General features: G+C 62.1%; 20 protein-coding genes. 14 read left to right on the top strand and 6 right to left on the bottom strand.

Going from position 1 to position 21,939, the window contains the following annotated elements; translation table 11 throughout:
* Positions 1 to 16 precede the first annotated feature (16 nt).
* Complete coding sequence (locus QR290_RS16965) at positions 17 to 448, bottom strand: type II secretion system protein N (protein WP_115078185.1); 432 nt, start codon at positions 446 to 448, stop codon at positions 17 to 19.
* 132 nt (positions 449 to 580) lie between these two features.
* Here QR290_RS16965 and gspH point away from each other — a divergent pair, with 132 nt between their 5' ends.
* On the top strand, positions 581 to 1,033 hold the full coding sequence (gspH, locus tag QR290_RS16970; protein ID WP_289203158.1) for a type II secretion system minor pseudopilin GspH: 453 nt from the start codon (positions 581 to 583) through the stop codon (positions 1,031 to 1,033).
* Positions 1,030 to 1,638, top strand: a complete 609-nt coding sequence (locus QR290_RS16975; RefSeq protein ID WP_085746260.1) for a prepilin-type N-terminal cleavage/methylation domain-containing protein — start codon at positions 1,030 to 1,032, stop codon at positions 1,636 to 1,638. Before gspH ends, QR290_RS16975 begins: the two co-directional genes overlap by 4 nt.
* Positions 1,639 to 1,793: 155 nt before the next feature.
* Here the strand turns inward: QR290_RS16975 and QR290_RS16980 are convergent, their stop codons facing one another.
* From QR290_RS16980 to QR290_RS16990, 3 genes are read right to left on the bottom strand one after another with little or no spacing between them, the layout of a single operon-like run.
* Positions 1,794 to 2,732, bottom strand: a complete 939-nt coding sequence (locus QR290_RS16980) for a FecR family protein (RefSeq protein ID WP_289203159.1) — start codon at positions 2,730 to 2,732, stop codon at positions 1,794 to 1,796.
* Positions 2,733 to 2,765: 33 nt separating this feature from the next.
* Positions 2,766 to 3,317, bottom strand: a complete 552-nt coding sequence (locus QR290_RS16985) for an RNA polymerase sigma factor (protein WP_011334580.1) — start codon at positions 3,315 to 3,317, stop codon at positions 2,766 to 2,768.
* Positions 3,314 to 3,988, bottom strand: coding sequence for an STN domain-containing protein (locus QR290_RS16990; protein ID WP_289203160.1), 675 nt, complete (start codon positions 3,986 to 3,988; stop codon positions 3,314 to 3,316). The genes QR290_RS16985 and QR290_RS16990 overlap by 4 nt, the downstream gene beginning before the upstream one ends.
* 195 nt (positions 3,989 to 4,183) lie before the next feature.
* On the opposite strand from QR290_RS16990, the gene QR290_RS16995 reads away from it, so the two are divergent.
* Entirely contained in the window at positions 4,184 to 4,528 is a 345-nt protein-coding gene (locus QR290_RS16995) for a hypothetical protein (protein WP_289203161.1), read from the top strand.
* Here the strand turns inward: QR290_RS16995 and QR290_RS17000 are convergent, their stop codons facing one another.
* Entirely contained in the window at positions 4,529 to 4,969 is a 441-nt protein-coding gene (locus QR290_RS17000) for a carboxymuconolactone decarboxylase family protein (RefSeq protein ID WP_007959341.1), read from the bottom strand.
* A gap of 312 nt (positions 4,970 to 5,281) precedes the next feature.
* Here QR290_RS17000 and QR290_RS17005 point away from each other — a divergent pair, with 312 nt between their 5' ends.
* The 4 genes from QR290_RS17005 (at position 5,282) to QR290_RS17020 (ending at position 8,735) form a co-directional block, all read left to right on the top strand.
* Positions 5,282 to 6,718: a PLP-dependent aminotransferase family protein gene (locus tag QR290_RS17005; RefSeq protein WP_289203162.1), complete on the top strand. Its 1,437-nt coding sequence runs from the start codon at positions 5,282 to 5,284 to the stop codon at positions 6,716 to 6,718.
* A 120-nt stretch (positions 6,719 to 6,838) separates the two neighbouring features.
* Positions 6,839 to 7,132 carry a putative quinol monooxygenase gene (locus QR290_RS17010; RefSeq protein WP_007959339.1) on the top strand — a complete coding sequence of 98 codons (294 nt, stop codon included), beginning with the start codon at positions 6,839 to 6,841 and terminating at the stop codon, positions 7,130 to 7,132.
* Between the two features lie 228 nt (positions 7,133 to 7,360).
* Positions 7,361 to 7,780: a cupin domain-containing protein gene (locus tag QR290_RS17015; RefSeq protein WP_115078193.1), complete on the top strand. Its 420-nt coding sequence runs from the start codon at positions 7,361 to 7,363 to the stop codon at positions 7,778 to 7,780.
* A 241-nt stretch (positions 7,781 to 8,021) separates the two neighbouring features.
* The gene (locus tag QR290_RS17020) at positions 8,022 to 8,735 is read left to right on the top strand and encodes an ATPase (protein ID WP_289203163.1); all 714 of its coding nucleotides are present in this window, start codon (positions 8,022 to 8,024) and stop codon (positions 8,733 to 8,735) included.
* A 284-nt stretch (positions 8,736 to 9,019) separates the two neighbouring features.
* Here QR290_RS17020 and QR290_RS17025 read toward each other — a convergent pair whose 3' ends face one another.
* Positions 9,020 to 13,906, bottom strand: coding sequence for an NAD-glutamate dehydrogenase (locus QR290_RS17025; RefSeq protein WP_115078195.1), 4,887 nt, complete (start codon positions 13,904 to 13,906; stop codon positions 9,020 to 9,022).
* A gap of 516 nt (positions 13,907 to 14,422) precedes the next feature.
* On the opposite strand from QR290_RS17025, the gene QR290_RS17030 reads away from it, so the two are divergent.
* From QR290_RS17030 to QR290_RS17060, 7 genes are all read left to right on the top strand, one after another.
* Complete coding sequence (locus QR290_RS17030) at positions 14,423 to 14,776, top strand: hypothetical protein (protein ID WP_115078196.1); 354 nt, start codon at positions 14,423 to 14,425, stop codon at positions 14,774 to 14,776.
* Positions 14,777 to 15,071: 295 nt separating this feature from the next.
* On the top strand, positions 15,072 to 16,031 hold the full coding sequence (locus QR290_RS17035) for an AAA family ATPase (RefSeq protein WP_007913915.1): 960 nt from the start codon (positions 15,072 to 15,074) through the stop codon (positions 16,029 to 16,031).
* Between the two features lie 5 nt (positions 16,032 to 16,036).
* Positions 16,037 to 16,981: a DUF58 domain-containing protein gene (locus QR290_RS17040; protein WP_007959332.1), complete on the top strand. Its 945-nt coding sequence runs from the start codon at positions 16,037 to 16,039 to the stop codon at positions 16,979 to 16,981.
* A complete protein-coding gene (locus tag QR290_RS17045) occupies positions 16,978 to 17,475 on the top strand; it encodes a DUF4381 domain-containing protein (protein WP_289203164.1) in 498 nt (165 codons plus the stop codon). Before QR290_RS17040 ends, QR290_RS17045 begins: the two co-directional genes overlap by 4 nt.
* The gene (locus QR290_RS17050) at positions 17,468 to 18,547 is read left to right on the top strand and encodes a vWA domain-containing protein (RefSeq protein WP_115078198.1); all 1,080 of its coding nucleotides are present in this window, start codon (positions 17,468 to 17,470) and stop codon (positions 18,545 to 18,547) included. The genes QR290_RS17045 and QR290_RS17050 overlap by 8 nt, the downstream gene beginning before the upstream one ends.
* Positions 18,544 to 20,280, top strand: coding sequence for a vWA domain-containing protein (locus QR290_RS17055; protein WP_289203165.1), 1,737 nt, complete (start codon positions 18,544 to 18,546; stop codon positions 20,278 to 20,280). The genes QR290_RS17050 and QR290_RS17055 overlap by 4 nt, the downstream gene beginning before the upstream one ends.
* A complete protein-coding gene (locus QR290_RS17060; RefSeq protein ID WP_289203166.1) occupies positions 20,277 to 21,917 on the top strand; it encodes a BatD family protein in 1,641 nt (546 codons plus the stop codon). Before QR290_RS17055 ends, QR290_RS17060 begins: the two co-directional genes overlap by 4 nt.
* Positions 21,918 to 21,939: the final 22 nt, after the last annotated feature.

The following is a 21,939-nucleotide window of genomic DNA, read 5'->3' on the forward strand; positions in this document are numbered from 1 at the left end:
CGTCATTCCCCTCAATTCACGGCCTAACCAACCTAGGCATCTCCACCCCCTCCCCCAACCTCTCCACCCCCAACCGCACCCTCTCCCCCCCCTGCTCAATCACCACCCCATCCCCCTCCACCGCCACCAACTTCACCCCAGGACTCACCCGTTCCCCCTGCAAAAAGCTCCTCGGCGGTCCGTCGTTGAGGCTCAGTATCGCCACCGCCCCGCGACTCCCCGCCATCACACCACTGACCTTGATCTCCACCGGCGCCGTGCGATTGGAAAACCACTGCAACGCCGGGTTATCGCTGCGCGCCGCGAGCAGTTGCGGCGTAGCCGCCGGGGTGTGGGATTCGGCGGTGGTCAGGAGCAGGGATGACCAGGTGGCGATGCCGACCAGGGCGGCCAGCAGTGCGGCGGCCTGGATGAGTTGGGGGGGTGAAAAGCGTGCGGTGTATCTCATGGGCTGAATCTCCTTTTAGTCCCGGTGATCAGACTACGCGGCAATTCTCACGGTTTTATTTCACACGCCTTACATGTTGGCCGTGCAGGATGGTTTTTTGGGACGGGCTGGACGCAAGGGAGTGCGCATTCGATGAACCGGTGCAGGCAGCAGGGTTTTACGCTGATCGAGTTGATGGTGGTGCTGGTGATCATCGGTATCGCCAGTGCGGCGATCAGTCTGAGTATCAAGCCCGATCCGTTGCAGTTGCTGCGCAAGGACGCCGAGCGCGTGGCGCAGTTGCTGCAGATTGCCCAGGCTGAGGCGCGTGCGGATGGCCGGCCGATTGCATGGTTGAGCGATGGCAAGGGGTTTCGGTTCAGTCGGCGCAGTGACAGTGGCAAGGGCTTTGATCATTTCGATCGGGACCCGCAGTTGCGGCCGTGTCCCTGGCAGAGTCCGAAGCTGGAGGTGCGGGTGGAGCCCAAGCAGAAAGTGGTGCTCAACGCGGAGTGGATCAATCCGCCGCTGCAGTTGACGCTGTCTGACGGGCTCAATCGGTTGAGTGTGCTGCGCGATGCTTCGGGCCGGATTAGCGTGCAATGAACAGACAACAAGGTTTTACGCTGATCGAGGTGATGGTCGCGATTCTGTTGATGGCGGTGGTCAGTCTGATTGCCTGGAAGGGGTTGGACAGTGTCACCCGCGCCGACAGCCATTTGCAGGCCAGTGGTGAGCAGAGCGACAGCCTGTTGCGGGCGTTGAATCAGATGCAGCGGGATGTGGAGATGCGCGCCGGGATTGAGCTGACGGAGCCGAAGAAGGTCGGGACTGAGGATGAGCCGGCGACGGCGCCGCCTGCCGTTACGGTGCGCAGCAGTGACAGCAAGGGGTTTCGGCTGGACATTATTCGTAGCGCGGCGGATCAGCCGGGGGCGTTGCAGCGGGTGCGCTGGTGGCTCAAGGGGGACACGTTGTATCGCGCGGTCGCGCCGGCGCGCAGTCGCTATCCGTTGCCGGCGCCTACGGCTGGGGTGGCGGTTTTGGGTGAGGTGAGTGATTTGCAGGTGCGGGTTTGGGAGATGGATAAGGGGTGGCGGCAGTTGAGTGGGAATCGGCGGGAGGATCCGTTGGGGTTGGAGGTGCGGTTGACTCGGGAGACGGCGCAGGGGGTGGAGAAGTATCGGCAGGTTATGGGGCCGTTGCAGTAATCCGAAGCGCTGAGGTCCCTGTGGGAGCGGCGGTGCGACGATTCGACTTGCTCGCGAAGGCGGTGGATCAGTTGCGAGTGTGTTGACTGATACGACGCTTTCGCGAGCAAGCCCGCTCCCACAGGGTTCTATGGTGTTTTTAAGTGTTGTGTTAGTTAGCTGAGGACGACTACGCCGCCGGGTAGTTCGGTGCATTTGACGCCGTAGGCATCGCGGATCAATGCGCCTACGCCGGCCAGTTGGTCGAGGGAGAAACGTGCTTGTACGCGGCGTTGGCCGAGTTCGCGGTTGAGCAGCAGCAACATGCCTGGGCGGTAGCGGTTGATCTCGTCGATCATCTGACTCAGCGTCGCGCCGTTGAACACCAGCATTTGCTGGCGCCAGTTGGTCACCGTCGCCGTGTCGACGCTTTGCACAGTGCCGACCTGTTGCGCGTCGTAGGTCAATTGCTGGCCCGGTTCCAGTCTCAGACTGCGTCCTTCAACTTCCACTTCTACCGCGCCATCCAGGCACGTCACGCAAACCTGCTGATCAAGGTTACGCAGATTGAACCGCGCCCTGCTCGCCCGCAACCAGCCGCCACCGGCCTGCATCGCCATCGGCAGCCGTGCGGTCTGCACTTCGACTTCGCCGCTGACCAGTTCAAAGCCTTGCACGCCCTCATCCACCGAACGCTGGTTGATGCGGGTCTGGGTGTTCAATTCCAGGCTCAAACCATCGGCCGGTTCGACCCGACGTTGCTGGCCCACTTCGGTGATGTAATCCGCGCCAAGCCCGGAGAAGCCGCCCGGTATCGTGCCGCGCACCAGCAGGAACGCCGCCGACGCGGCAATCGCGCCACCAAGAAAGGCCCGGCGCCCAAACCGGCGTGGTGCTTGCGTCGCTTCCGCCGCCGGTTGCAGCAGGTGCCACAACGCCTTGCACTCTTCGAAGGCGCGGGCGTGTTCGGGGCTTTGCGCGCACCATTGGCGCAGCGCTCGGGCGTCGGCGACCGTGGCGCGGCCGGAGGTCAGCAGGATCAGCCAGTCGCGGGCTTCGCTTTGCAGACGCTCGGCAGGCGCGGGCTCGGCAGGTGTCAGACGGAAGATGTTCAAACGCGCAGGTACTCGACGGGTTGATCGGGAGCTTCATTCACTAGACGGTTTTCCGGCCCCGCGACCGAACCGCTGAAACACTTTTCTTTCCAGTTTGGCCGCGCAGTGTCCGAGGGCAGCCTTGATTTCCTTCTCGACCATGCGCGTGGAGATGCCGAAACGCTGGGAGATTTCCAGGTGCGGCGCCTCTTCCAGCCGCGCGGCGATGAAGATCCGGCGGCGCCGGGCCGGCAGTTCGTAGAGGGCGCTGAGCAGGGACTGGATTTCCTTTTGCCCGCCGACCACGCGCATCGGGTCGAGCGCTTCGTCGCTGACTTGCAGCAGTTCTTCGACTTCGCTGCCGGTGAGCAGCCGCGCATCGGCCTGGCGGCGGTCGGCGGCGATGTTCAGGGCCATGCGATAGAGGTAGGCGTTGGGCCGCAGCAGGTTCGGCGGCGCTTCCATGCGGTCGACCCGCAGGTAGGTTTCGTGCAGCACGTCGTTGGCCAGGTCCTCCGAGCCGAGACGGCGTCGCAGGCGCACCCGAAAGTCCTCGTAGGACGTCAGGAACAGCTGGACCATCGAACTTTGTCCTGCGTCTTTCATCCCCCGGAAACTCCTTCCCATTGTGTGCATTCCATGCGCTTTCCTGACGATTCGGGTAACAACAGCAAGGTGACTGGCTGGCGCAATGCGCCGGGTGTGGGCCGGTCGATCTTGAGCGTGTGAAAACTGTCTACCAGCGCTGCATCGCGCCGAACATCGCCGGTGGTGGTGACCAACCGGTTGTGCTGCACCACGCCGTCGCGGCCGATCCACAGCTGCAACACCGCGCGAAAACTGCCGGGCCGTGTGAGTGGCGAGCGGCACAGGTTACGTTCAATCGCAGCCTGCACCGCTGTGGCGTAACTGCGGTTGACCGCGATGCTGGCGGGGGTCGGTTTCTCCGCCGGCATTGGCACTTCCTCGACTTGCGCCACCTGCAAGGTGAACGCGTCGTCGCGGCTGTACTTGGCCATCAACCCGCTGCCGCCGAGCATCCGGCGCAACGCTTCCGCAGCGGTGAATTCGCCATCCACCGCCAACGAACGTCGACCGCGACTCAACTGACTGTCGACCAGCACCGCCATGCCGGTGGCGCGGCTGAACTGATCGAGGGCGCGGGCCAGTTCCTGGGCCGGGATGTGCAGCGTCATGCGCATCGTCGCCGGCACCGGGTCGGCGCTGGCGCGGCTCAGAAACAAGCCAAGCAGCAGCCCCAGACAGAGCTGGCGCATGAGCGCTGAGCGCGCAAATTCGTCCCTGGCACGGCCTCGCTGCACGGCTGATGCACCCCTGAAAACCGTCATCCTGAGGGCTGTTTATGAATCTGGTGTGACGGCCACTGCAAAAAAACCATCACGGGATCGACGCCGTCGTTGCACTAGACTCTTGAGCTAGAGCGGCCCCTTCGGGCCGGCCAGGAGGCAGGCATGAAATCAGTCTGGAAAGTCGTCTTCGGCGGGTTGTTGCTGACGGTGTTGGGCGGTGCACACGCGGAGGAGCCGCTGGGCTGTGTCGAGGTGACGGTGGGTGGCTACAAGGCGCCGAATTACGACTGCCTGAGCCAGCAGATGGGCAACAACCCCGATGGTGCGGCGGCTGCGCAGAAGAATCAGGAAGCGTTGAATGTGCCGGTCAACAAGCGCCCGCCGAATCAGGTGGGACTGGCGACGCCGGCGGCCACGGCTACGCGGATGGGCAACACGTTTGGCACGTCGGTGAAACCGCAGCGGCCACCGGTGAATACCGGCGCTTCACCGCTGCTGGGCAAGTGATCAGTCGCTGGGAATCTGGCGGAAGCTCACCGCCAACCGGTTCCAGCTGTTGATGGTGCTGACGGCCATGGTCAGGTCCACCAGTTCGGTCTCGTTGAACTGTTCCCGCGCCTGCTGGTAAACATCGTCAGGCACCCGGCTGTCCGCCAGCAGCGTCACCGCCTCGGTCCAGGCCAGCGCTGCACGCTCGCGCAGGTTGAAGAAGCCGCTGTCGCGCCAGACCGCGATGGCGTACAGCCGCCGATCCGTCTCCCCTGCCCGCCGCGCTTCCACCGAATGCATGTCGGTACAGAACGCGCAGCCATTGAGTTGCGAGGCGCGGATCTTGATCAGGTGCAGCAGCGGCGGTTCGATGCTCAGGCTGCTGGTCAGCGCTTCCAGGGCAATCATCGCTTTCATGGCTTTGGGTGAAGCGCTGTAGTAATCCAGACGCGGGGACATGGGCGGGCCTCGGGCAGCAGAAGAGTGATTTCACGGTAAGCGCTGATGCGGCAAGGTTACAGCCCCAATTCCACGGAAAATCGGCAGACCACTGAACCCCGAGCCAAACACAGTACTTGTGGGAGCGGGCTTGCCAGCGATGAGGGCTTCGGATCCAGCATTAATGTCAGCAGGTATACCGCTATCGCTGGCAAGCCAGCTCCCACAGGGCCTTATGCCAATTTTGGGTATTTGCACTACGCAACTTCTGCCGATACCGCATTCGGGAGTAATCTGGCCGGCACATTCAATCGCCCGGAGAGCCCCGTCGGTATGGAACTTCATGTCGTGATCAACGGCCGCAAGGACCTGGCCGGTCAGTTGTACCAGCAACTGCGCGGCGCCATTGAATCCGGGCGTCTGGCCGCCGGCACCCAGTTGCCGCCCAGCCGTCTGCTCGCCGAGCAATTGGGGATTTCGCGCAAGACCATTTCCGACACTTACGCGCAACTCACTTACGAGAATTTCCTCACCGGCGTGATCGGCAAAGGCACTTACGTCAACGCGCGCTCTACGCCGGTGCAGCGCAAGCAAAGCCATTCCGAGCTGGCCAGTTCCGAGGTGATCGAGAGCTGGCGCAATCTGCCGGTGTTCCTGCGGCATCCGACGCTTGAGGGTTCGATGCGTTATGACTTCATCGGCGGCGCCACCAGCAAGGGCCAGTTTCCCCAGGATGACTGGCGCCGCTGCGTCTCTCACGCGCTGCGGCAGATGGCCAACTCCAAAGGTTTCTACAGCGTGCCGGAAGGCCTGCCGGCGCTGCGCAATGCGATTGCCCGGCACATCGCGTTTTCCCGTGGCGTGAACTGCCAGGACGAAGACATCGTGGTGTGCAACGGCGCGCAACAGGCGCTGGACTTGATCACGCGGGTGCTGATTCGCCCCGGCAGTCTGGTGGCGATGGAAGATCCGGGTTACCCGCCGGCACGGCTGCTGTTCGGCACTCACGGGGCGACGGTGGTCGGCGTGCCGGTGGATGCCGAGGGCATTCAGGTCGAGCGGATTCCCGAGGGCACGCGGCTGATCTACGTGACGCCGTCGCACCAGTTTCCGCTGGGCATGCCGATGAGTCAGGCACGGCGCGAGGCCCTGCTCGAACGGGCCCATGAACTGGGCGCGATCATCATCGAGGACGACTATGACAGCGAGTTCCGCTACGAGGGCCGCCCGACCGATTCGCTGCACAAGCTCGATCAGCGCGGCATCGTCGCCTACGTCGGCACCTTCTCGAAAACCCTGCTGCCAGAGCTGCGGCTCGGCTACGCAATCCTGCCGCCAGCGATCCTCGAAGCGGTGATTCGCGCCAAGCAGCTCACCGATCTGCACGCCTCCACCCTGCCCCAATGGGCGCTGGCGAAGTTCATCGCCGAAGGATGCCTGCTCAAGCACATCCGCCGTTGCCACACCATTTACGCCCAGCGCCGCGAGCGGATTCTGGCGCGCATGGCCACCGACCTTTCGCGGTGGCTGGAGGCCGTGCCGCCCAGCGCGGGGTTTCATATGGCGGTGTTCTGCAAGGTGCCGATCGACTTGCCGCTGGTGATCGAACTGGCGAAAAAGGTCGAAGTCGGGCTGTACGCCATCGACGGTTTCTATTATCAGCAGCCGGCGCGAAGCGGGATGTACTTTGGTTTTGGCGCCATCGAGACGCTGGATATCGACATCGCACTCGACCGCCTGCGCGACATTCTGCAACAGGTCGTTGGGTAGATTGGTCTAAACGATTAACCGCCGATTGGTTATTGGTGATCCGGGGGTGCAGGCCTATCCTGCACAAGCGTTATCCCTCAATGAGCAGGATTCGTCCGGCCTGATTCAGGAGTGTGAGCAATGTCCAACGAAGTGATCAACACCGTACAGGTGCAGGCTGCAGCCGGCCGATCGGAGGAGCTGGGCAAGCAGTTGCAGAAGATCGTCGAAACCCTGCGCGAAACGCCGGGCTGCGATTCCTACATGGTCGACCGCTGCCCCGAGGACAGCCACCGCTGGACGGTCAGCGCCCGCTGGCAGTCGGAAGCGGCGATGCAGGCGCATTTCAATCGCCCGGAAGCCCAGGGCTTCATCGACCTGATCGACAGTCGACTGGCCAATAGCGTGGATTTCAACTCTTTTCCAATCGTTTGACTTACTGACGCCATCGCTGGCAAGCCAGCTCCCACAGGTTTTGTGTAGTTCGCATGATTAATGAACTGCACGAAATCTTGTGGGAGCTGGCTTGCCAGCGATGGCGTATTTGAATGCGCTGCAATCCCCCAGATTGGTCACCCGAACTTCCCGAATATTGGCCGTTTGAATACCCCGGCACGCGGACTACTGTGATTACCGACTCCCCCACTTCATCAGGTGATCACCATGAAAGTCCTGCACTTGCTTGCCGCCCCGCTCGCCGCTCTGGCCCTCACCATCAGCGCTTCGGCACTGGCCCACGGCACCGATTCCCCATCCGAGAAAATCTCGGTGCTGCAGGATCAGATGCTGAAAAACGTCCCCGGCAAAAAAGCCATGATGATCGAAGTCGATTACAAACCCGGCCAGTCCTCGATCGCCCACAAACACGACGGCACCGCCATGGCTTACGTGCTCGAAGGCGAGATCGTTTCCCAAGTCAAGGGTGAGCAACCGATCACCTACAAGAAGGGCCAATACTGGTACGAGCCGGCGGGTTCCGAGCATTTGATCTCGAAAAACGCCAGCAAGAGCAAGCCAGCCAAGTTGCTGGTGTTCATGGTGCTGTCGCCGGACGAGCAAGTGCTGATCCCATTGAAAAACTGATGGTTGTTTAACCAGCCATAAATAAAAGGCGCAAATTATTGATTTGCGCCTTTTTTATTTCTTGCGGCAATTAATCAAGAACGCTTACAGCCAATAAAACTATTGCATGACAGTCATTCAGCAAATTGTCAGGTTGTTTTCAGTTTGGCGGGAGTAGTCTGAGGCAACTGTCGCCGGTTCTATTTAAGCAACCCCGACACCTCTGACTTTCCGACTGAAGTTGCTTCACGGGAGACTCACCATGAAACTTGCCTTTGCCAGTACCTTGGCGATATCGGTTTTAGCGTTGTCCGCCTGTTCCGTTCCTACCGCTCCGAAAGCGGTTTCTTCTCTCGACACGTTGTTCACCCAACCGGTGGGTCGCAGCAGCGCCACCCAGGTCAAAAGCGGTCCCGGTGTCTCGTTGGGCGTGGTCTACAGCCCGAGCACCCAGACCAACCGCGACTACCTGCGTAACTACCAGGCCAACGCCGGCACCGGTTTCGGCCAGAGTTTATTGGTGCAGCCGATCCATGACGCCTACGTCGCCACCTCGAAACCGGACATGGCGGTGGATTGGGTGAAAGCCTCGCTGCAACGCCAGTTCGGATCGGTGACGGTGTACCCGGACATGCAGAGCTTGCGTGCGGCGAATCCGGATGTGGTGGCAATCGTTGATACTCACAGCCAGTTGATTACCTCGCGCAGTTCGAACATCAAGGCGGATGTGAGTGCGGACTTCTATGACGGGAAGTTCAACTACATCGGGACGGCGAAAGGCTCTGAGGCAAAAGAGTTGACGCCGGTCTGGGCGGACTTCAAACGTTCGGAGGAGATTGTTGCGGATATTAATCAGCAACAGGAAGTTCAGGTTCGGGCGCTGCAGAAGTTTGACCAGTCGCTCAGTAATTTACTGACCAGGTCGGCAGGTAACGTGTCGATGCTTGAGAGTAAACAAGGTCTTAGTGTGCGGTGATAGTTAGACTGCTGCCCTCACCCTAGCCCTCTCCCGGAGGGAGAGGGAACTGACCGAGGTGTTCTTTCGAACTACGCCGAAATGAAATACCGAGTCGAACTCAAGTTTCGAAAAACACACAAATCGGCTCCCTTTCCCCCTCGCCCCCTTGGGGGCGGTCCGACGTTTCGGGAGGGCTGGGGTGAGGGGGTTCGGTCTTAGCGGCAACACATAAATACCGCCAAAAACAGGCATAAAAAAACCCCGCCTCTTTCGAGAGCGGGGCTTTTTCATTCAACGGCTACTCAAGCAAGCTCAAGCTCCGCAGTCGCCGCAGCAGGCACAACTGCCTGACCGCTCAGCGCCACGTCGTTCAGCTCGCGGTTGGCCACCGCGTACATGGCGTAGTCGGTGCCGCTGGCGGCACGGATTTCCACCAGCATGGCGCGCCAGCGTTCGATCATGGCGTCGTTCTGCTTCATCCACAGTGCCAGACGGGTTTCCACGTCCGAATCACCGCCGCCTGCTTGCAGAACGGCGATGGTGATCGCGCGTTGCTGCCAGTCGACGTCGTCGCGGAACGCTTCGCGGGCCAGGGCCTGCCAGTTGTTTTCAACCGGCAAGGCGCTGATCTGCGAAATGTACCAGGTGATGTCCAGCGCGCTGCCCACGGCGAAGTACGCCTTGGCCACTTCGGCTGGATCCTGACCGGTCACGTCGGCCGCTTCGATGATCGGCAGCAGCGTGTAGAGGTGGGTCGTGCCCGCCACCATACGCGCCAGCAGCTCCGGTACACCGGCTGCCACATAAGCCTGATAACGCTCCTGCCAGTTTTCACGGATTTCGCCGCTCAGCAGCTCGTCCAGCTTCAGACCCAGCTCCTTCAGGTGCGGACCGAAATGCGCGACGTCACGGGCAGCGTTCTGCTCGTTGCGGCGGGCACGCAGGAACCAGCGCGTAGCGCGACGGCCCAGACGCATCAGCTCGTCCATCAGCTCCAGTTGTACGTCAGCGGAAACCTGGTAGTCCAGCGCTTCAATCTGACGGAACCAGTGCGGGAGGTGGAAGATGTCACGCACGATCACATAAGCGCCCGCCACGTTCGCCGGGGTCATGCCGGTGGACTCTTTGAGTCGCTGAACGAAGGTGATGCCCATGTGGTTGACCAGATCGTTGGCGATCTGGGTGCTGACGATCTCACGCTTCAGGCGGTGACGACGCATGGCTTCGGAGAACTTGCTGACCAGGGTCGGCGGGAACGCCGTTTCCATGTCGCGGGTCAGGTAGTCGTCGTCCGGCACGAGGGAGCCCAGCAGCTGCTCCTTGAGGTCGATCTTGCTGTAGGAGATCAGCACCGACAGCTCTGGACGGGTCAGGCCATGGCCTTCGGCAACGCGTTCGGCCAGTTGTTCTTCGGTCGGCAGGAACTCGATGGCGCGATCCAGCTTGCCACGGCCTTCCAGGTCGCCCATCAGACGCTTGTACTCAGCGATGCGCGCATAAGCGCGGCGGGCCGCCAGGGACAGGGCCTGAGTCTGCTTGTAGTTGTTGCCCAGCACCAGACCACCGACTTCGTCGGTCATGCTCGCCAGCAACTGGTTGCGTTGCTTGTCGGTCATGTCGCCGGCCTGAACCACTTCGTTCAGCAGGATCTTGATGTTCACTTCGTGGTCGGAGCAGTCCACGCCACCGGCGTTGTCGATGAAGTCGGTGTTGGAACCGCCGCCATTGAGACCGAACTCCACACGACCCAGTTGGGTCATGCCGAGGTTACCGCCCTCGCCCACCACTTTGCAGCGCAGTTCGTTGCCGTTCACGCGCAGTGCATCGTTGGCCTTGTCGCCGACATCGGCGTGGCTTTCGGTGCTGGCTTTCACGTAAGTACCGATACCGCCGTTCCACAGCAGATCCACCGGCGCCTTGAGCAAGGCGTTCAGCAGTTCGGTCGGGGTCAGCTTGTCGGCCTGGATGTCGAAGCGCTCTTTCATCTGTGGCGAGATGGCAATGCTCTTCGCGCTGCGCGAGAAGATACCGCCGCCTTCGGACATGATGCTCGTGTCGTAGTCGGACCAGGCCGAACGCGGCAGGTCGAACATGCGCTGACGCTCGACGAAGCTGGTGGCCGGGTTCGGGTTCGGGTCGATGAAGATGTGCATGTGGTTGAACGCGGCAACCAGTTGCAGCTTGTCGGACATCAGCAAGCCGTTACCGAACACGTCACCGGCCATGTCACCCACGCCAACCACGGTGATGCTGTCTTCCTGAACATTGATGCCGCGCTCGCGGAAGTGACGTTGTACGCCGACCCACGCGCCTTTGGCGGTGATGCCCATTTTCTTGTGGTCGTAACCGGCCGAACCACCGGACGCGAACGCGTCACCCAGCCAGAAGCCGTAGTCGATGGCGATGCCGTTGGCGATGTCGGAGAAGGTTGCAGTGCCCTTGTCCGCCGCGACCACCAGGTACGGATCATCGTCGTCATGACGCACGACGTTGACCGGCGGTACCAGTTTGCCGTCCTTCAGGTTGTCGGTGATGTCCAACAGGCCCGAGATGAAGATGCGGTAGCAGGCGATGCCCTCGGCCGCGATCTCGTCACGGCTGCCGCCCAGTGGCAGGCGACGCGGCAGGAAGCCACCCTTCGCACCCACCGGCACGATGACCGAGTTCTTCACTTGCTGGGCTTTTACCAGGCCGAGGACTTCGGTACGGAAGTCTTCTTCACGGTCGGACCAGCGCAGACCACCGCGAGCGACGTTGCCGAAGCGCAGGTGCACGCCTTCGACACGTGGCGAGTAAACGAAGATTTCGAACTTCGGAACCGGTTTCGGCAGTTCAGGAATCAAGTGCGGGTTGAACTTGAAGCTGAAGTACGACTTGTTCTGGCCGTTGGCGTCGGTCTGGTAGAAGTTGGTCCGCAGGGTCGCTTTGATCAGGTCCAGGTAACGACGCAGGATGCGGTCTTCGTTGAGGACTTGAACGTCGTCCAGCGCGGTCAGGATGGCCTGTTCCAGACGCTGTTGCTTGTCGTCCAGATCATCGCTGCCGAGCTTGCGGGCCAGATAGAAACGGGTCTTGAACAACCGGGTCAGTTCACGAGCGATGTCGGTGTGGTTGTTCAGGGTGCTGGCGATGTAACCGAGGTCGAAGCCCAGGCGGATCTGCTTCAGATAGCGAGCGTAGGCACGCAGCAGCGCAACGTCGCGCCATGGCAGGCCGGCCGTCAGCACCAGACGGTTGAACGCATCGTTCTCGGCATCGCCACGGACGATGTGGACGAAGGCGTCCTGCAGGGTGTCGTTGAGTTGCTGGATGTCCAGGTCCAGACCTTCGGCAGCGGTGAACGCGAAGTCGTGGATCCAGAACTCGCGACCGTTGGTGTGACGCAGGCGGTACGGGAACTCACCCAGCACGCGCAGACCGAGATTTTCCAGGATCGGCAGAACGTCGGACAATGCCAGCGGGGTATCGGCGTGATACAGCTTGCAGTGCAGCTCGCGTGGGCCGGAGGCCAGCGGCTGGTAGAAGCTCATGGCCAGCGGCTTCTTCTCGCTCAGGTTCAGCAGGTGCTGCATGTCGACCACGGCCGAATGCGCCGCGAAACGCTCGCGGTAGCCGGCCGGGAAGCCTTTCGGGAAGTCGGCCAGCACATTGGTGCCGTTGGCTTCGCCGAAGGTTTCGACGGTCAGGGCGGCGTAGTCGTCCTGCCAGCTGCGGCAGGCCTGGATGACTTCGTTTTCCAGTTGCAGCGGGTCGATGTCGATGCGGTTTTTCGGGTCGACGCGCAGGATCAGTTGCACGCGGGCCAGCACGGACTCGGAGAAGAAGGTCCAGAATTCGCAGTCGGAAGCCTTCAGGCGCTCCATCAATACTTGCTGGATCTTCTGGCGGACTTCGGTGGAATAGATGTCGCGCGGCACGTAGGCCAGGCAGTAGCAGAAACGACCGTACGGGTCTTTGCGCAGGAACACGCGGATCTTGTTGCGCTCCTGGATCTGCACGATCGACATCACGGTACTGAACAGTTCGTCGACCGGGGTCTGGAACAGGTCGTCACGCGGCAGCACTTCCAGAACCTGTGCCAGTTCCTTGCCCAGGTGAGCCTTGGCCTGGAAGCCCGAGCGACGCTCGATTTCCTCGACCTTGCGGCGGATGAACGGGATGACGCGTACGCTTTCGCCATACACCGACGAGGTGTACAGGCCCATGAAGCGGTGTTCCTTGATCACTTTGCCGTCGGCATCGAGTTCACGGATCGACACGTAATCCGGGTAGGCCGGACGGTGCACGCGGCTCGGGTGCGCGGCTTTGGCGAAGGACAGCAGCGTCGGTTCGCGCAGGTAGGCAACGGCGTAGTCTTCGATGCGCAGCTCGTCATAGGTCATGCCGGTGCGCAGCAGTTTGGTCAGGCCGAGGAAGGAATCCTGGTCGTACTTGATGTGGCCGCCATCCGGCTCATCGGTGACCGTAAATTCTTCGTAGCCGAGGAAGGTGAAGTGGTTGCCCACCAGCCATTCCAGGAAGCTCTTGATTTCGTTCTTTTCGTCGGCATCGACGGCGAATGCACTGTTGTCGAGCTTGGTGAGGATTTCCTGCACCTTGGCCTTCATCGGCTCGAAATCGGCGACCGCGACGCGGACTTCACCCAGAACCTGTTCCAGTTCCTTGGTCAGCACATTCAGTTCGGCCGCGTTGGCGCAGCGGTCGATTTCCAGGTACATCAGCGACTCGTGCAGCACGCCTTCGCCGGTGGTGCCTTTTGGCAGGATTTCCAGCAACTCGCCCTTGCTGCCACGACGCACGCTCAGCACGGTGGTCTGCAGGGTATGGATGCTGTAGCCGCGACGGTTCAGCTCGGTACGCACCGAGTCCACCAGGAACGGCAAGTCATGGTGCAGCACTTCGACCGCGGTGTGGGTCGACTGCCAGCCGTGACGTTCGTAATCGGGGTTGTAGACGCGCACTTGCGGTTGCGCGTGATCGAAGCGCTCAAGCAGGCGCCACGCAGAAAGAGTACAGCCAGCGAGGTCGGAGAGGCGACGTTGGGTCAGCTCGTCCAGGGAAATGATGCCGAAGAATTGTTCAGCGAACAGCGCCACTTGTGGCAGTGCCTGTTCACTGATGTGCTGCGCCAGTGCCGCTTGCAGTTGGTGCTGGAAGTCGGCTTTGCTGGCTGCGGTGAAGAACGCCATCTGTGGTACTCCGCTTGGGCTTGTTATTGATGGAAAGCGTCGCGTACAAAACCCCTTTCGGGGCGTTCCGTCGCCCTGTTCCTGATTCTCGGGCAGAGGAAACAGGGTGACAGGTGGGTGAAGCTGGACGAGACACTCAGGTCACATTCACCTTCCATGAATGGGCATCTGCAAAAACGACTGCCCGGCGCCGCTCGCGGGGCCATGGCAATGCCTTTACGGGTGCTCATCCGTTGCGCAGCTTAATAGGTGCGACAATGTGTCTGCTTGCGGTGCTGCGACATATTCGGTCATTGGCACGTAAAGCAAGGCCTGCGCATCGGTAAACACTAGCATTCATGGGGCAGAACGGCGGTCTGAATGCCCGTTTTTACGGTACATGCGTGCCGGAAATGACCATTGACCTGTGTCGCGTTCACGACACATCCTCTGACACTCTCACATGCAGAAATTCCCGAGGGCTGGCAGAATCGCGCCCAATTGCGACCAACAAGCCCGCCGAGGCAGGAATTCCCCATGCAAATGACCACCGCCCTTTTGATCGTCAACCCGTGCGACGACGAAGAAGACAACATGGCCATGCTCTGCTGCCACAGCGACAGGGGCGACATGTTCCTGATGAGCCGCTACCCGGACGAAGACGAGTTGGAGATCACGCTGGATGGCGAGCCGTCGACCCTCGATGGCGTCAAGGTCACTCTGAGCAAGACACTGCTGAAGATCGAAATCGCGGCCGCCGATGCCGATGCGTTGAACGGGGATGATGTGCTGGAAATCACCTTCAACCCGGACATGGTGGATCTGGCCGAGGTTGAAGAAACCCTGAAGAACATTCTTGATGGTACTGGCACTTACATCAGCCAGATTTGATGGTGTCGGCACTGGCCCCATCGCTGGCAAGCCAGCTCCCACAGGAGAACGCGTACTACAGACAGAACGCGGTCACTGTGGGAGCTGCGGTGCGACGATTCGACTTGCCAGCGATAGGGCCCGAAAGAACACCGCACCTCCCCCACCCTACAAAATTCCAACAAATCCCCCGGTCATTTCCCGCACTTTGCGCAAAATGCCGTTAGTCGCCACCCCCCGCGATGGATTAAAGTAACGCCCCCAGCCCCGGCGTTATCCGAACGCCTGTGGCCACCCTTTCCAGGAACAGTCATCGATGGAACATCGTGAAGCGCTGCTGGCGCTGCGAACCTTTCTTTCAACGCAGATTCTCGGCCAGGAAAAACTCATCGAGCGCTTGCTCATCGCCCTGCTCGCCGACGGCCACATGCTGGTCGAGGGCGCTCCGGGTCTGGCCAAGACCAAAGCGATCAAAGAGCTCGCCGAGGGCATCGAAGCCCAGTTCCATCGCATTCAGTTCACCCCGGACCTGCTGCCCGCCGACATCACCGGCACCGAAATCTATCGCCCGGAAACCGGCAGCTTCGTGTTCCAGCAAGGCCCGATTTTCCACAACCTGGTGCTGGCGGACGAAATCAACCGTGCCCCGGCCAAGGTCCAGTCGGCATTGCTCGAAGCCATGGCCGAGCGTCAGGTCAGTGTCGGGCGCAGCACTTACGAGCTGTCACCGCTGTTTCTGGTGATGGCCACGCAGAACCCGATCGAGCAGGAAGGCACCTATCCGCTGCCGGAAGCCCAGCTCGACCGTTTCCTGATGCACGTGAAAATCGGCTTCCCCGACGCGGCTGTCGAACGCCGGATCCTGCAACAGGCCCGCGGTGAAGCCCTGAACGGCGAAACCAAGCCTGAGCGTCGCGTCAGCCAGCAGGCGATCTTCGCCGCGCGCAAGGAAATCCTCGGCTTATACATGGCGGACGCCGTGGAGGAATACCTGGTGCAACTGGTCATGGCCACGCGCAACCCGGCCAAGTTCGACCCGGAAATGGCCGAGTGGATCGCCTACGGCGCCAGCCCGCGTGGCTCCATCGCCCTCGACCGCTGCGCCCGCGCTCACGCCTGGCTGGCCGGTCGCGACTTCGTCAGCCCGGAAGACATCCAGGCTGTGCTGTTCGACGTGTTGCGTCACCGCATCATTCTGTCGTTTGAAGCCGAGGCCGCCGGCATCGACCAGGATCGGGTGGTGCAACGAATTCTCGACGTCGTAGCCGTCGCTTGACCCCTATGAATGCCTCCCTGCCGTCCGAACCCGGTATCCGCATCTCCCTCGCCGAATTGATCGAGATGCGTCACCGCGTGCGCGAAGTGCAGCTGTTTTCCACGCCGAGCCAGCGCAGCCCGCTGATTGGCCTGCACCACTCCAAGTTTCGCGGGCGTGGTGTGGACTTCGATCAGGTGCGGGTCTATCAGGCTGGGGACGACGTGCGCACCATCGACTGGCGCGTCACCGCGCGGACGCAGGAACCGCATACAAAACTGTTTCATGAAGAACGTGAACGACCGATTTTCATCATGGTCGAGCAAAGCACGCGGCTGTTCTTCGGTTCCGGGCTGATGTTCAAGTCGGTGCTCGCGGCGCAGGCGGCGGCGCTGATCGGCTGGGCCGCGCTGGGCCACAACGACCGGGTTGGCGGACTGGTGTTCGGCGACAACGAGCATTACGAAATCAAGCCGCGTCGCAGCAAGCAGAGCCTGCTGCAACTGCTCAACCGCTTGGTGAAGGTCAATCAGTCGCTGCACAGCGAGCGCGAGCCGGATCGCGATGCGTTTGGCGTAGCGCTGCGCCGGGCCCGCGAGGTGCTGCGTCCGGGCAGTCTGGTGATCGTGATCTGCGACGAGCGCGCGCTGTCCGACAGCGCCGAGCAGCAATTGAGCCTGCTGTCGCGCCATTGCGATCTGTTGATGCTGCCGCTTTCCGATCCGCTGGACCACGCCCTGCCCGCCGCCGGGCTGCTGAGATTCGCCGAGCGCGGCGCGCAGCTGGAACTCGACACCCTCAATTTCGATCTGCGCCAGACCTATCGGGCCCAGGCCGAAGCACGCATCGCCCGCTGGGAATTGCTCGCGCAAAAGCTGCGGGTGCTGCTAATGCCGTTGAGCACCCAGAGCGAAATGGTCGAACAGATGCGCGAGTTCCTGAACCCGCAACGTCCGGGGAAAGGTCGATGAACGGCCTCGAACAACTGCAACCGCTGATTTCCCCGCCACCGATTGCCTTCTGGCCGCCGGCGCCGGGCTGGTGGCTGCTGCTTTTGCTGCTGCCGGTGATTGGTTTTGCAGTCTGGCGTCTGCGGCGCTTCATTCCGATCAAGAAAAAACCGATCGTGCGCGCCGAACTGCCGCTCGACCCGGTGCGCATCGCCGCACTCGCCGAACTGGCGCAGATGCCCAAACCTTACGACGGCGCCCCGGCCGGGGCCTGGCTGCAGCAACTCAACGGCCTGCTCAAGCGCCTGTGCCGCAACCACTATCCCTACAGCCAGAGCCACACCCTCAACGGCCGCAAATGGCTGGCGTTTCTCGATAACCGTTGCCCCGCCGCCGGCCTTACCCGTTGGATGGTGCTCGTCGAAGGCGCCTACAAACCCGAGTGCAAGCTCGACGACAAAGCCATCGCCGGCCTGACCCAGGCAGTCGAGACCTGGATCCGCAAACATGTTTGAGTTCGCCTGGCCGTGGATCTTTCTGCTGTTGCCGCTGCCGTGGCTGATGCGCCTCGTGCTGCCGGTGGCCGACAGTGGCGAACCGGCGTTGAAAGTGAGTTTCCTCGGTGACCTGGAAGGCCTCGCCCGCCGCCGCGCCCGGGCCAATCTGCCAGCGTGGCGCCAGCAGGCACCGTTCATGCTGCTGTGGCTGTTTCTGCTGATCGCCGCCGCTCGCCCGCAATGGCTCGGCGAACCGCTGCCGATTGCCGCCAGCGGTCGTGATCTGCTGGTGGCGGTGGATGTGTCCGGCTCGATGGATTTCCCGGACATGCAATGGAACGACGAAGACGTCAGTCGCCTGTCGCTGGTCCAGCATTTGCTCGGTGATTTTCTCGAAAGCCGCGATGGCGACCGGGTCGGCCTGATCCTGTTTGGCAGCCAGGCTTACCTGCAAGCGCCGCTGACGTTTGACCGCCGCACCGTTCGGGTCTGGCTCGATGAAGCGCGGATCGGTATCGCCGGCAAGAACACCGCGATTGGCGACGCCATCGGTCTGGCCCTGAAACGCCTGCGCATGCGTCCGGCCCAGAGCCGGGTGCTGATTCTGGTCACCGACGGCGCGAACAATGGCGGCGAAATCGACCCGCTGACGGCCGCAAAACTGGCTGCCAACGAAGGTGTAAAAATCTACCCGATCGGCATCGGCGCCGATCCCGAAGAAAGCGGCGCCACGGCATTGCTGGGCGGCAACCCGACCCTCGATCTCGACGAACCGGCGCTCAAGGCCATCGCCGAGGTCACTGGCGGGCGTTACTTCCGTGCCCGCGACGGCCAGCAGCTGCAAGCGATCAAGGACACCCTCGACCAGCTCGAACCGGTGACCCAGCAACCGACCCAGGCTCGCCCGGCGCAGGCGTTGTATCACTGGCCGCTGACGTTCGCCCTGCTGCTGAGCATTCTGCTGGTCGCTCGTGTGTTGTGGCCGGACAACCCGCTGCAACGGCTGTTCACCAAGGAGCTGTATCTGCAAAGCCCCCTGCCTGACTGGCGCGAGCGCCTCAAGCGCCTGCGTTTGCGGAGGCGCCGATGATCGCCCTCTGGCCGCACTGGTTCCGCCCCTGGTGGCTGTTGCTGCTGCCGTTGCTCGGCTGGCTGATCTGGCAGCTCTGGCACAGGCAGAAACGCGCCGGTCGCTGGCAGATGATTCTGCCGCCGGCCTTCCACTCCACGCTGCTCAGTGGGGGCAGCGGTCGCGACAGCAAGTTGCCGTGGGTCGCCCTGAGCGTGGCCTGGCTGCTGACGATTCTGGCGTTGCTCGGGCCGAGCTGGGAACGAGTCGAACAGACCAGCCAGAAACCCGCCGATCCGTTGGTGGTGGTGCTGGAACTGACCCCGGAAATGCTCGCCACCGATTCGCCGCCAACGCGACTGGAACAGGCCCGGCGCAAGCTGTTCGACCTGTTGCAGGTGCGTAGCGATGCCCAGACCGCCATCGTCGTTTACGCCGGCAGCGCCCATACGCTGGTGCCGCTGTCGGATGACCTGGCGACCAGTCGCAATCTGCTCGACGCACTCAAGCCTTCGCTGATGCCGGAAAGCGGCCATCGCGCCGATCTGGCGGTGAGCAAGGCGTTGGCGCTGCTCAAGCAGGGGGCGTTGGGTCAAGGGCGGATTCTGCTGATTGGTTCCTCGCTTTCTGAAGAGGAACGCCAGGGCATTCGTCATGCGTTGAGCGGCCAATCGGCACAGTTGTTGATGCTCGGCATCGGCACCGCCGAGGGCGCGCCGATTGCGCAGGAGGACGGCAGCTTCCTCAAGGATGCCCAGGGCGCAATCCGCGTTCCGCAACTCGACAGTCCGGGCCTCGGCGCATTCCTCAACGCAGTCGGCGGCGAGTACCGCAGCGCTCGGCTGGACGAATCCGATCTGGGCGACCTCGGCCTGCTCGATGGCCCGCGCAGCCTGCGCAACGATGGCCAGACCGTGCGCCTCGACACCTGGGCCGATCAGGGTTACTGGCTGCTGTTGCCGCTATTGTTGCTCGCCGCGTGCGCCGGACGCCGTGGCTGGCTGTTCTGCCTGCCGTTGCTGCTGGCATTGCCGCAGCCGAGCTATGCCTTCGACTTTGAAGACCTGTGGCTGCGTCCCGATCAACAAGGCCTGCATCTGCTCAAACAGAAGCGCCCGGCCGAAGCGGCGAAGCATTTCGAAGATCCGCAATGGCAAGGGGTGGCGTTGTACGAGGCCGGCGACTACAGTGGCGCCGCTCAGCGTTTCGCCGAGGGCAATGACGCCCATGCCCACTACAATCGTGGCAACGCCCTGGCCAGAAGCGGCGAGCTGGAAGCGGCGCTGGATGCCTACGAGCAAGCTCTGGAACGTCAGCCGGATCTGCGCCCGGCGCTGACCAACAAGGCGCTGGTGGAAAACCTGCTCAAACAGAAAAACGCATCGCCGCCGGCCGATCCGCAAGACAAACCGGCGCAGCCAAACATACCGGGTGACGAACCACCGCCACCGACCGCGCCACCGCCAGCGGTCAAAAGCGAAACCCACAGCGAGCCGCAAACCGGTGAGTCCGCCAGCGAGCCGCCGCCGACCACCCCGCCGCTGCCGGGCGCCAACGAGCTGCCGGACAGCGAACCGGGCGAGGAACAGAACACGCCGCCGCTGCTGCGCCCCAATGAGGACAACCTCGAAGGCGAGCAACAGCAGGCGCTGGAACAATGGTTGGGCAAGATCCCGGATGATCCGGGCGAACTGCTGCGACGCAAATTCTGGTACGAACAGCAACAACATCAGGATCAGGAAAACATTCGATGACCCGTTTCACCGCTCTCTTGCTGCCCCTGCTGATCTGCACGGCCACCGCCCAGGCGGCCGAGCTGACGGCCAGCGTGGATCGCAGTCGCCTGAACTCCGGCGAGACGGTCGAACTCACCCTCGAATCCAACGATGTCACGCAGTTCGGCAAACCGGATCTGACCCCGCTGGAGCCGCTGTTCGAAGTGCGCGGCACGCGTCAGGTCAACCAGTTGAACACGCTCAACGGTGACAACCGCGCCACCACGCGCTGGATCATCACGTTGCTGCCCAAGGAGAACGGCAGCGTTGAAATCCCGCCGCTGAAACTGGGCGACGTCGAGAGCCAGCCGATCACCGTGCAGGTAATCGAGAGCGACACCCGCGAAGAGAACAACGCTCGCGAACCGGTGTTCATCGAAGCCAGCCTCGATCAGACCAGCGTCTACGTGCAGGCCCAGGCCATCCTGACTTTGCGCATCTACCATTCGGTGTCGCTGTACGACGACAGCAGCCTGACGCCGTTGCAGATCGCCGACGCGCGCATCGAGCAACTGGGCGACATGCGCACCTACGAAAAAGACATCAACGGTGTGCGCCATGGCGTGATCGAGATGCGCTATGCGATCTATCCGCAGCACAGCGGTTTGCTGAGCATCGCCCCGCAGACCTTCAGCGCCACACTGGTCGATACCCAGCCCTCGCAGGACACCACGGCGCAAGGGCCGAAGCCGGGCAAACTGATGCACATCAGTTCCGCCGCGACCTCGCTGACAGTCAAACCCAAACCGATGACCTACCCCAGCGATGCGCCGTGGCTGCCGGCCCGTAGCCTGAGCCTGAGCGAAAGCTGGAACCCGGAGCCGGAGCACACTCAGGTCGGCGACTCCCTGACCCGCAGCCTGACCCTCAAGGTCGAAGGCCTGGCCAGCTCGCAACTGCCCGCCCTGCCCGCCACCGAAGCCAACGGCCTGCGTCGCTACCCGGATCAACCGGTGCTGAACAACCAGAGCAGCGACCGCGGCCTGATCGGCAGCCGTGAAGAACGTGAAGCGCTGGTGCCAAGCCGCAGCGGCTCGATCGAGTTGCCAACGGTGGACGTAGTCTGGTGGAACACCTTCGAAGATCACCTGGAACACACCAGCCTGCCGGCGCGCACCCTGCAAGTGGCGAACAATCCGAGCCTGCAAGTCGACACCCCGGCCGGCAGCGCGCAACCGCTCAGCGCCGCCGACAGCGAAGCCTTGTGGTGGTGGAAACTCAGCACCTTCGTTTTCGCCTGCACCACCCTGCTCGGCTTCGGCCTCTGGTGGCGCGCCCGCTGGCAACCGGCAATCCTGCGCGCCGCACAAACCGGCCCGAGCCCGCGCACCCTGCTCGACGACATCAAACGCGCCAGCCAGGCCAACGACCCCCACGCCACCCGCCAGGCCCTCGACGCCTGGGCCCGCCAGCAACCGGAGACCCTGGCGGATATGGCGGCGCGCTTTGTGCCGCTGTCGGATGCGCTCGATGGGCTGAACGGCGCGTTGTACAGCGAGACCGGGCAGCATTGGCAAGGTGAGGATCTGTGGCGGGCGATCCGGACGATTCCGACGGCGGAACGGGTGCAGGATCCGGTGGGCGATAGCGGGTTGCCGCCGCTTTATCCGAAGTAGTTGCAGTCCAATAGAGGCTTTG

The sequence above is a fragment of the Pseudomonas fluorescens genome (genome assembly GCF_030344995.1).
Lineage (GTDB): Bacteria > Pseudomonadota > Gammaproteobacteria > Pseudomonadales > Pseudomonadaceae > Aquipseudomonas > Aquipseudomonas fluorescens_BF.

What these genes read in the sequence shown, in the direction of transcription:
- QR290_RS17060 (WP_289203166.1), top strand. Translation starts at nt 20,277, where the DNA reads ATGACCCGTTTCACCGCTCTCTTGCTGCCCCTGCTGATCTGCACGGCC.
- QR290_RS16965 (WP_115078185.1), bottom strand. Translation starts at nt 448, where the DNA reads ATGAGATACACCGCACGCTTTTCACCCCCCCAACTCATCCAGGCCGCC.
- QR290_RS17050 (WP_115078198.1), top strand. Translation starts at nt 17,468, where the DNA reads ATGTTTGAGTTCGCCTGGCCGTGGATCTTTCTGCTGTTGCCGCTGCCG.
- QR290_RS17055 (WP_289203165.1), top strand. Translation starts at nt 18,544, where the DNA reads ATGATCGCCCTCTGGCCGCACTGGTTCCGCCCCTGGTGGCTGTTGCTG.
- QR290_RS17040 (WP_007959332.1), top strand. Translation starts at nt 16,037, where the DNA reads ATGAATGCCTCCCTGCCGTCCGAACCCGGTATCCGCATCTCCCTCGCC.
- QR290_RS17045 (WP_289203164.1), top strand. Translation starts at nt 16,978, where the DNA reads ATGAACGGCCTCGAACAACTGCAACCGCTGATTTCCCCGCCACCGATT.
- QR290_RS17035 (WP_007913915.1), top strand. Translation starts at nt 15,072, where the DNA reads ATGGAACATCGTGAAGCGCTGCTGGCGCTGCGAACCTTTCTTTCAACG.
- QR290_RS17025 (WP_115078195.1), bottom strand. Translation starts at nt 13,906, where the DNA reads ATGGCGTTCTTCACCGCAGCCAGCAAAGCCGACTTCCAGCACCAACTG.
- QR290_RS17015 (WP_115078193.1), top strand. Translation starts at nt 7,361, where the DNA reads ATGAAAGTCCTGCACTTGCTTGCCGCCCCGCTCGCCGCTCTGGCCCTC.
- QR290_RS16990 (WP_289203160.1), bottom strand. Translation starts at nt 3,988, where the DNA reads ATGCGCCAGCTCTGTCTGGGGCTGCTGCTTGGCTTGTTTCTGAGCCGC.
- QR290_RS17020 (WP_289203163.1), top strand. Translation starts at nt 8,022, where the DNA reads ATGAAACTTGCCTTTGCCAGTACCTTGGCGATATCGGTTTTAGCGTTG.
- QR290_RS16975 (WP_085746260.1), top strand. Translation starts at nt 1,030, where the DNA reads ATGAACAGACAACAAGGTTTTACGCTGATCGAGGTGATGGTCGCGATT.
- QR290_RS17000 (WP_007959341.1), bottom strand. Translation starts at nt 4,969, where the DNA reads ATGTCCCCGCGTCTGGATTACTACAGCGCTTCACCCAAAGCCATGAAA.
- QR290_RS16985 (WP_011334580.1), bottom strand. Translation starts at nt 3,317, where the DNA reads ATGAAAGACGCAGGACAAAGTTCGATGGTCCAGCTGTTCCTGACGTCC.
- QR290_RS17005 (WP_289203162.1), top strand. Translation starts at nt 5,282, where the DNA reads ATGGAACTTCATGTCGTGATCAACGGCCGCAAGGACCTGGCCGGTCAG.
- QR290_RS16995 (WP_289203161.1), top strand. Translation starts at nt 4,184, where the DNA reads ATGAAATCAGTCTGGAAAGTCGTCTTCGGCGGGTTGTTGCTGACGGTG.
- QR290_RS17010 (WP_007959339.1), top strand. Translation starts at nt 6,839, where the DNA reads ATGTCCAACGAAGTGATCAACACCGTACAGGTGCAGGCTGCAGCCGGC.
- QR290_RS17030 (WP_115078196.1), top strand. Translation starts at nt 14,423, where the DNA reads ATGCAAATGACCACCGCCCTTTTGATCGTCAACCCGTGCGACGACGAA.
- gspH (WP_289203158.1), top strand. Translation starts at nt 581, where the DNA reads ATGAACCGGTGCAGGCAGCAGGGTTTTACGCTGATCGAGTTGATGGTG.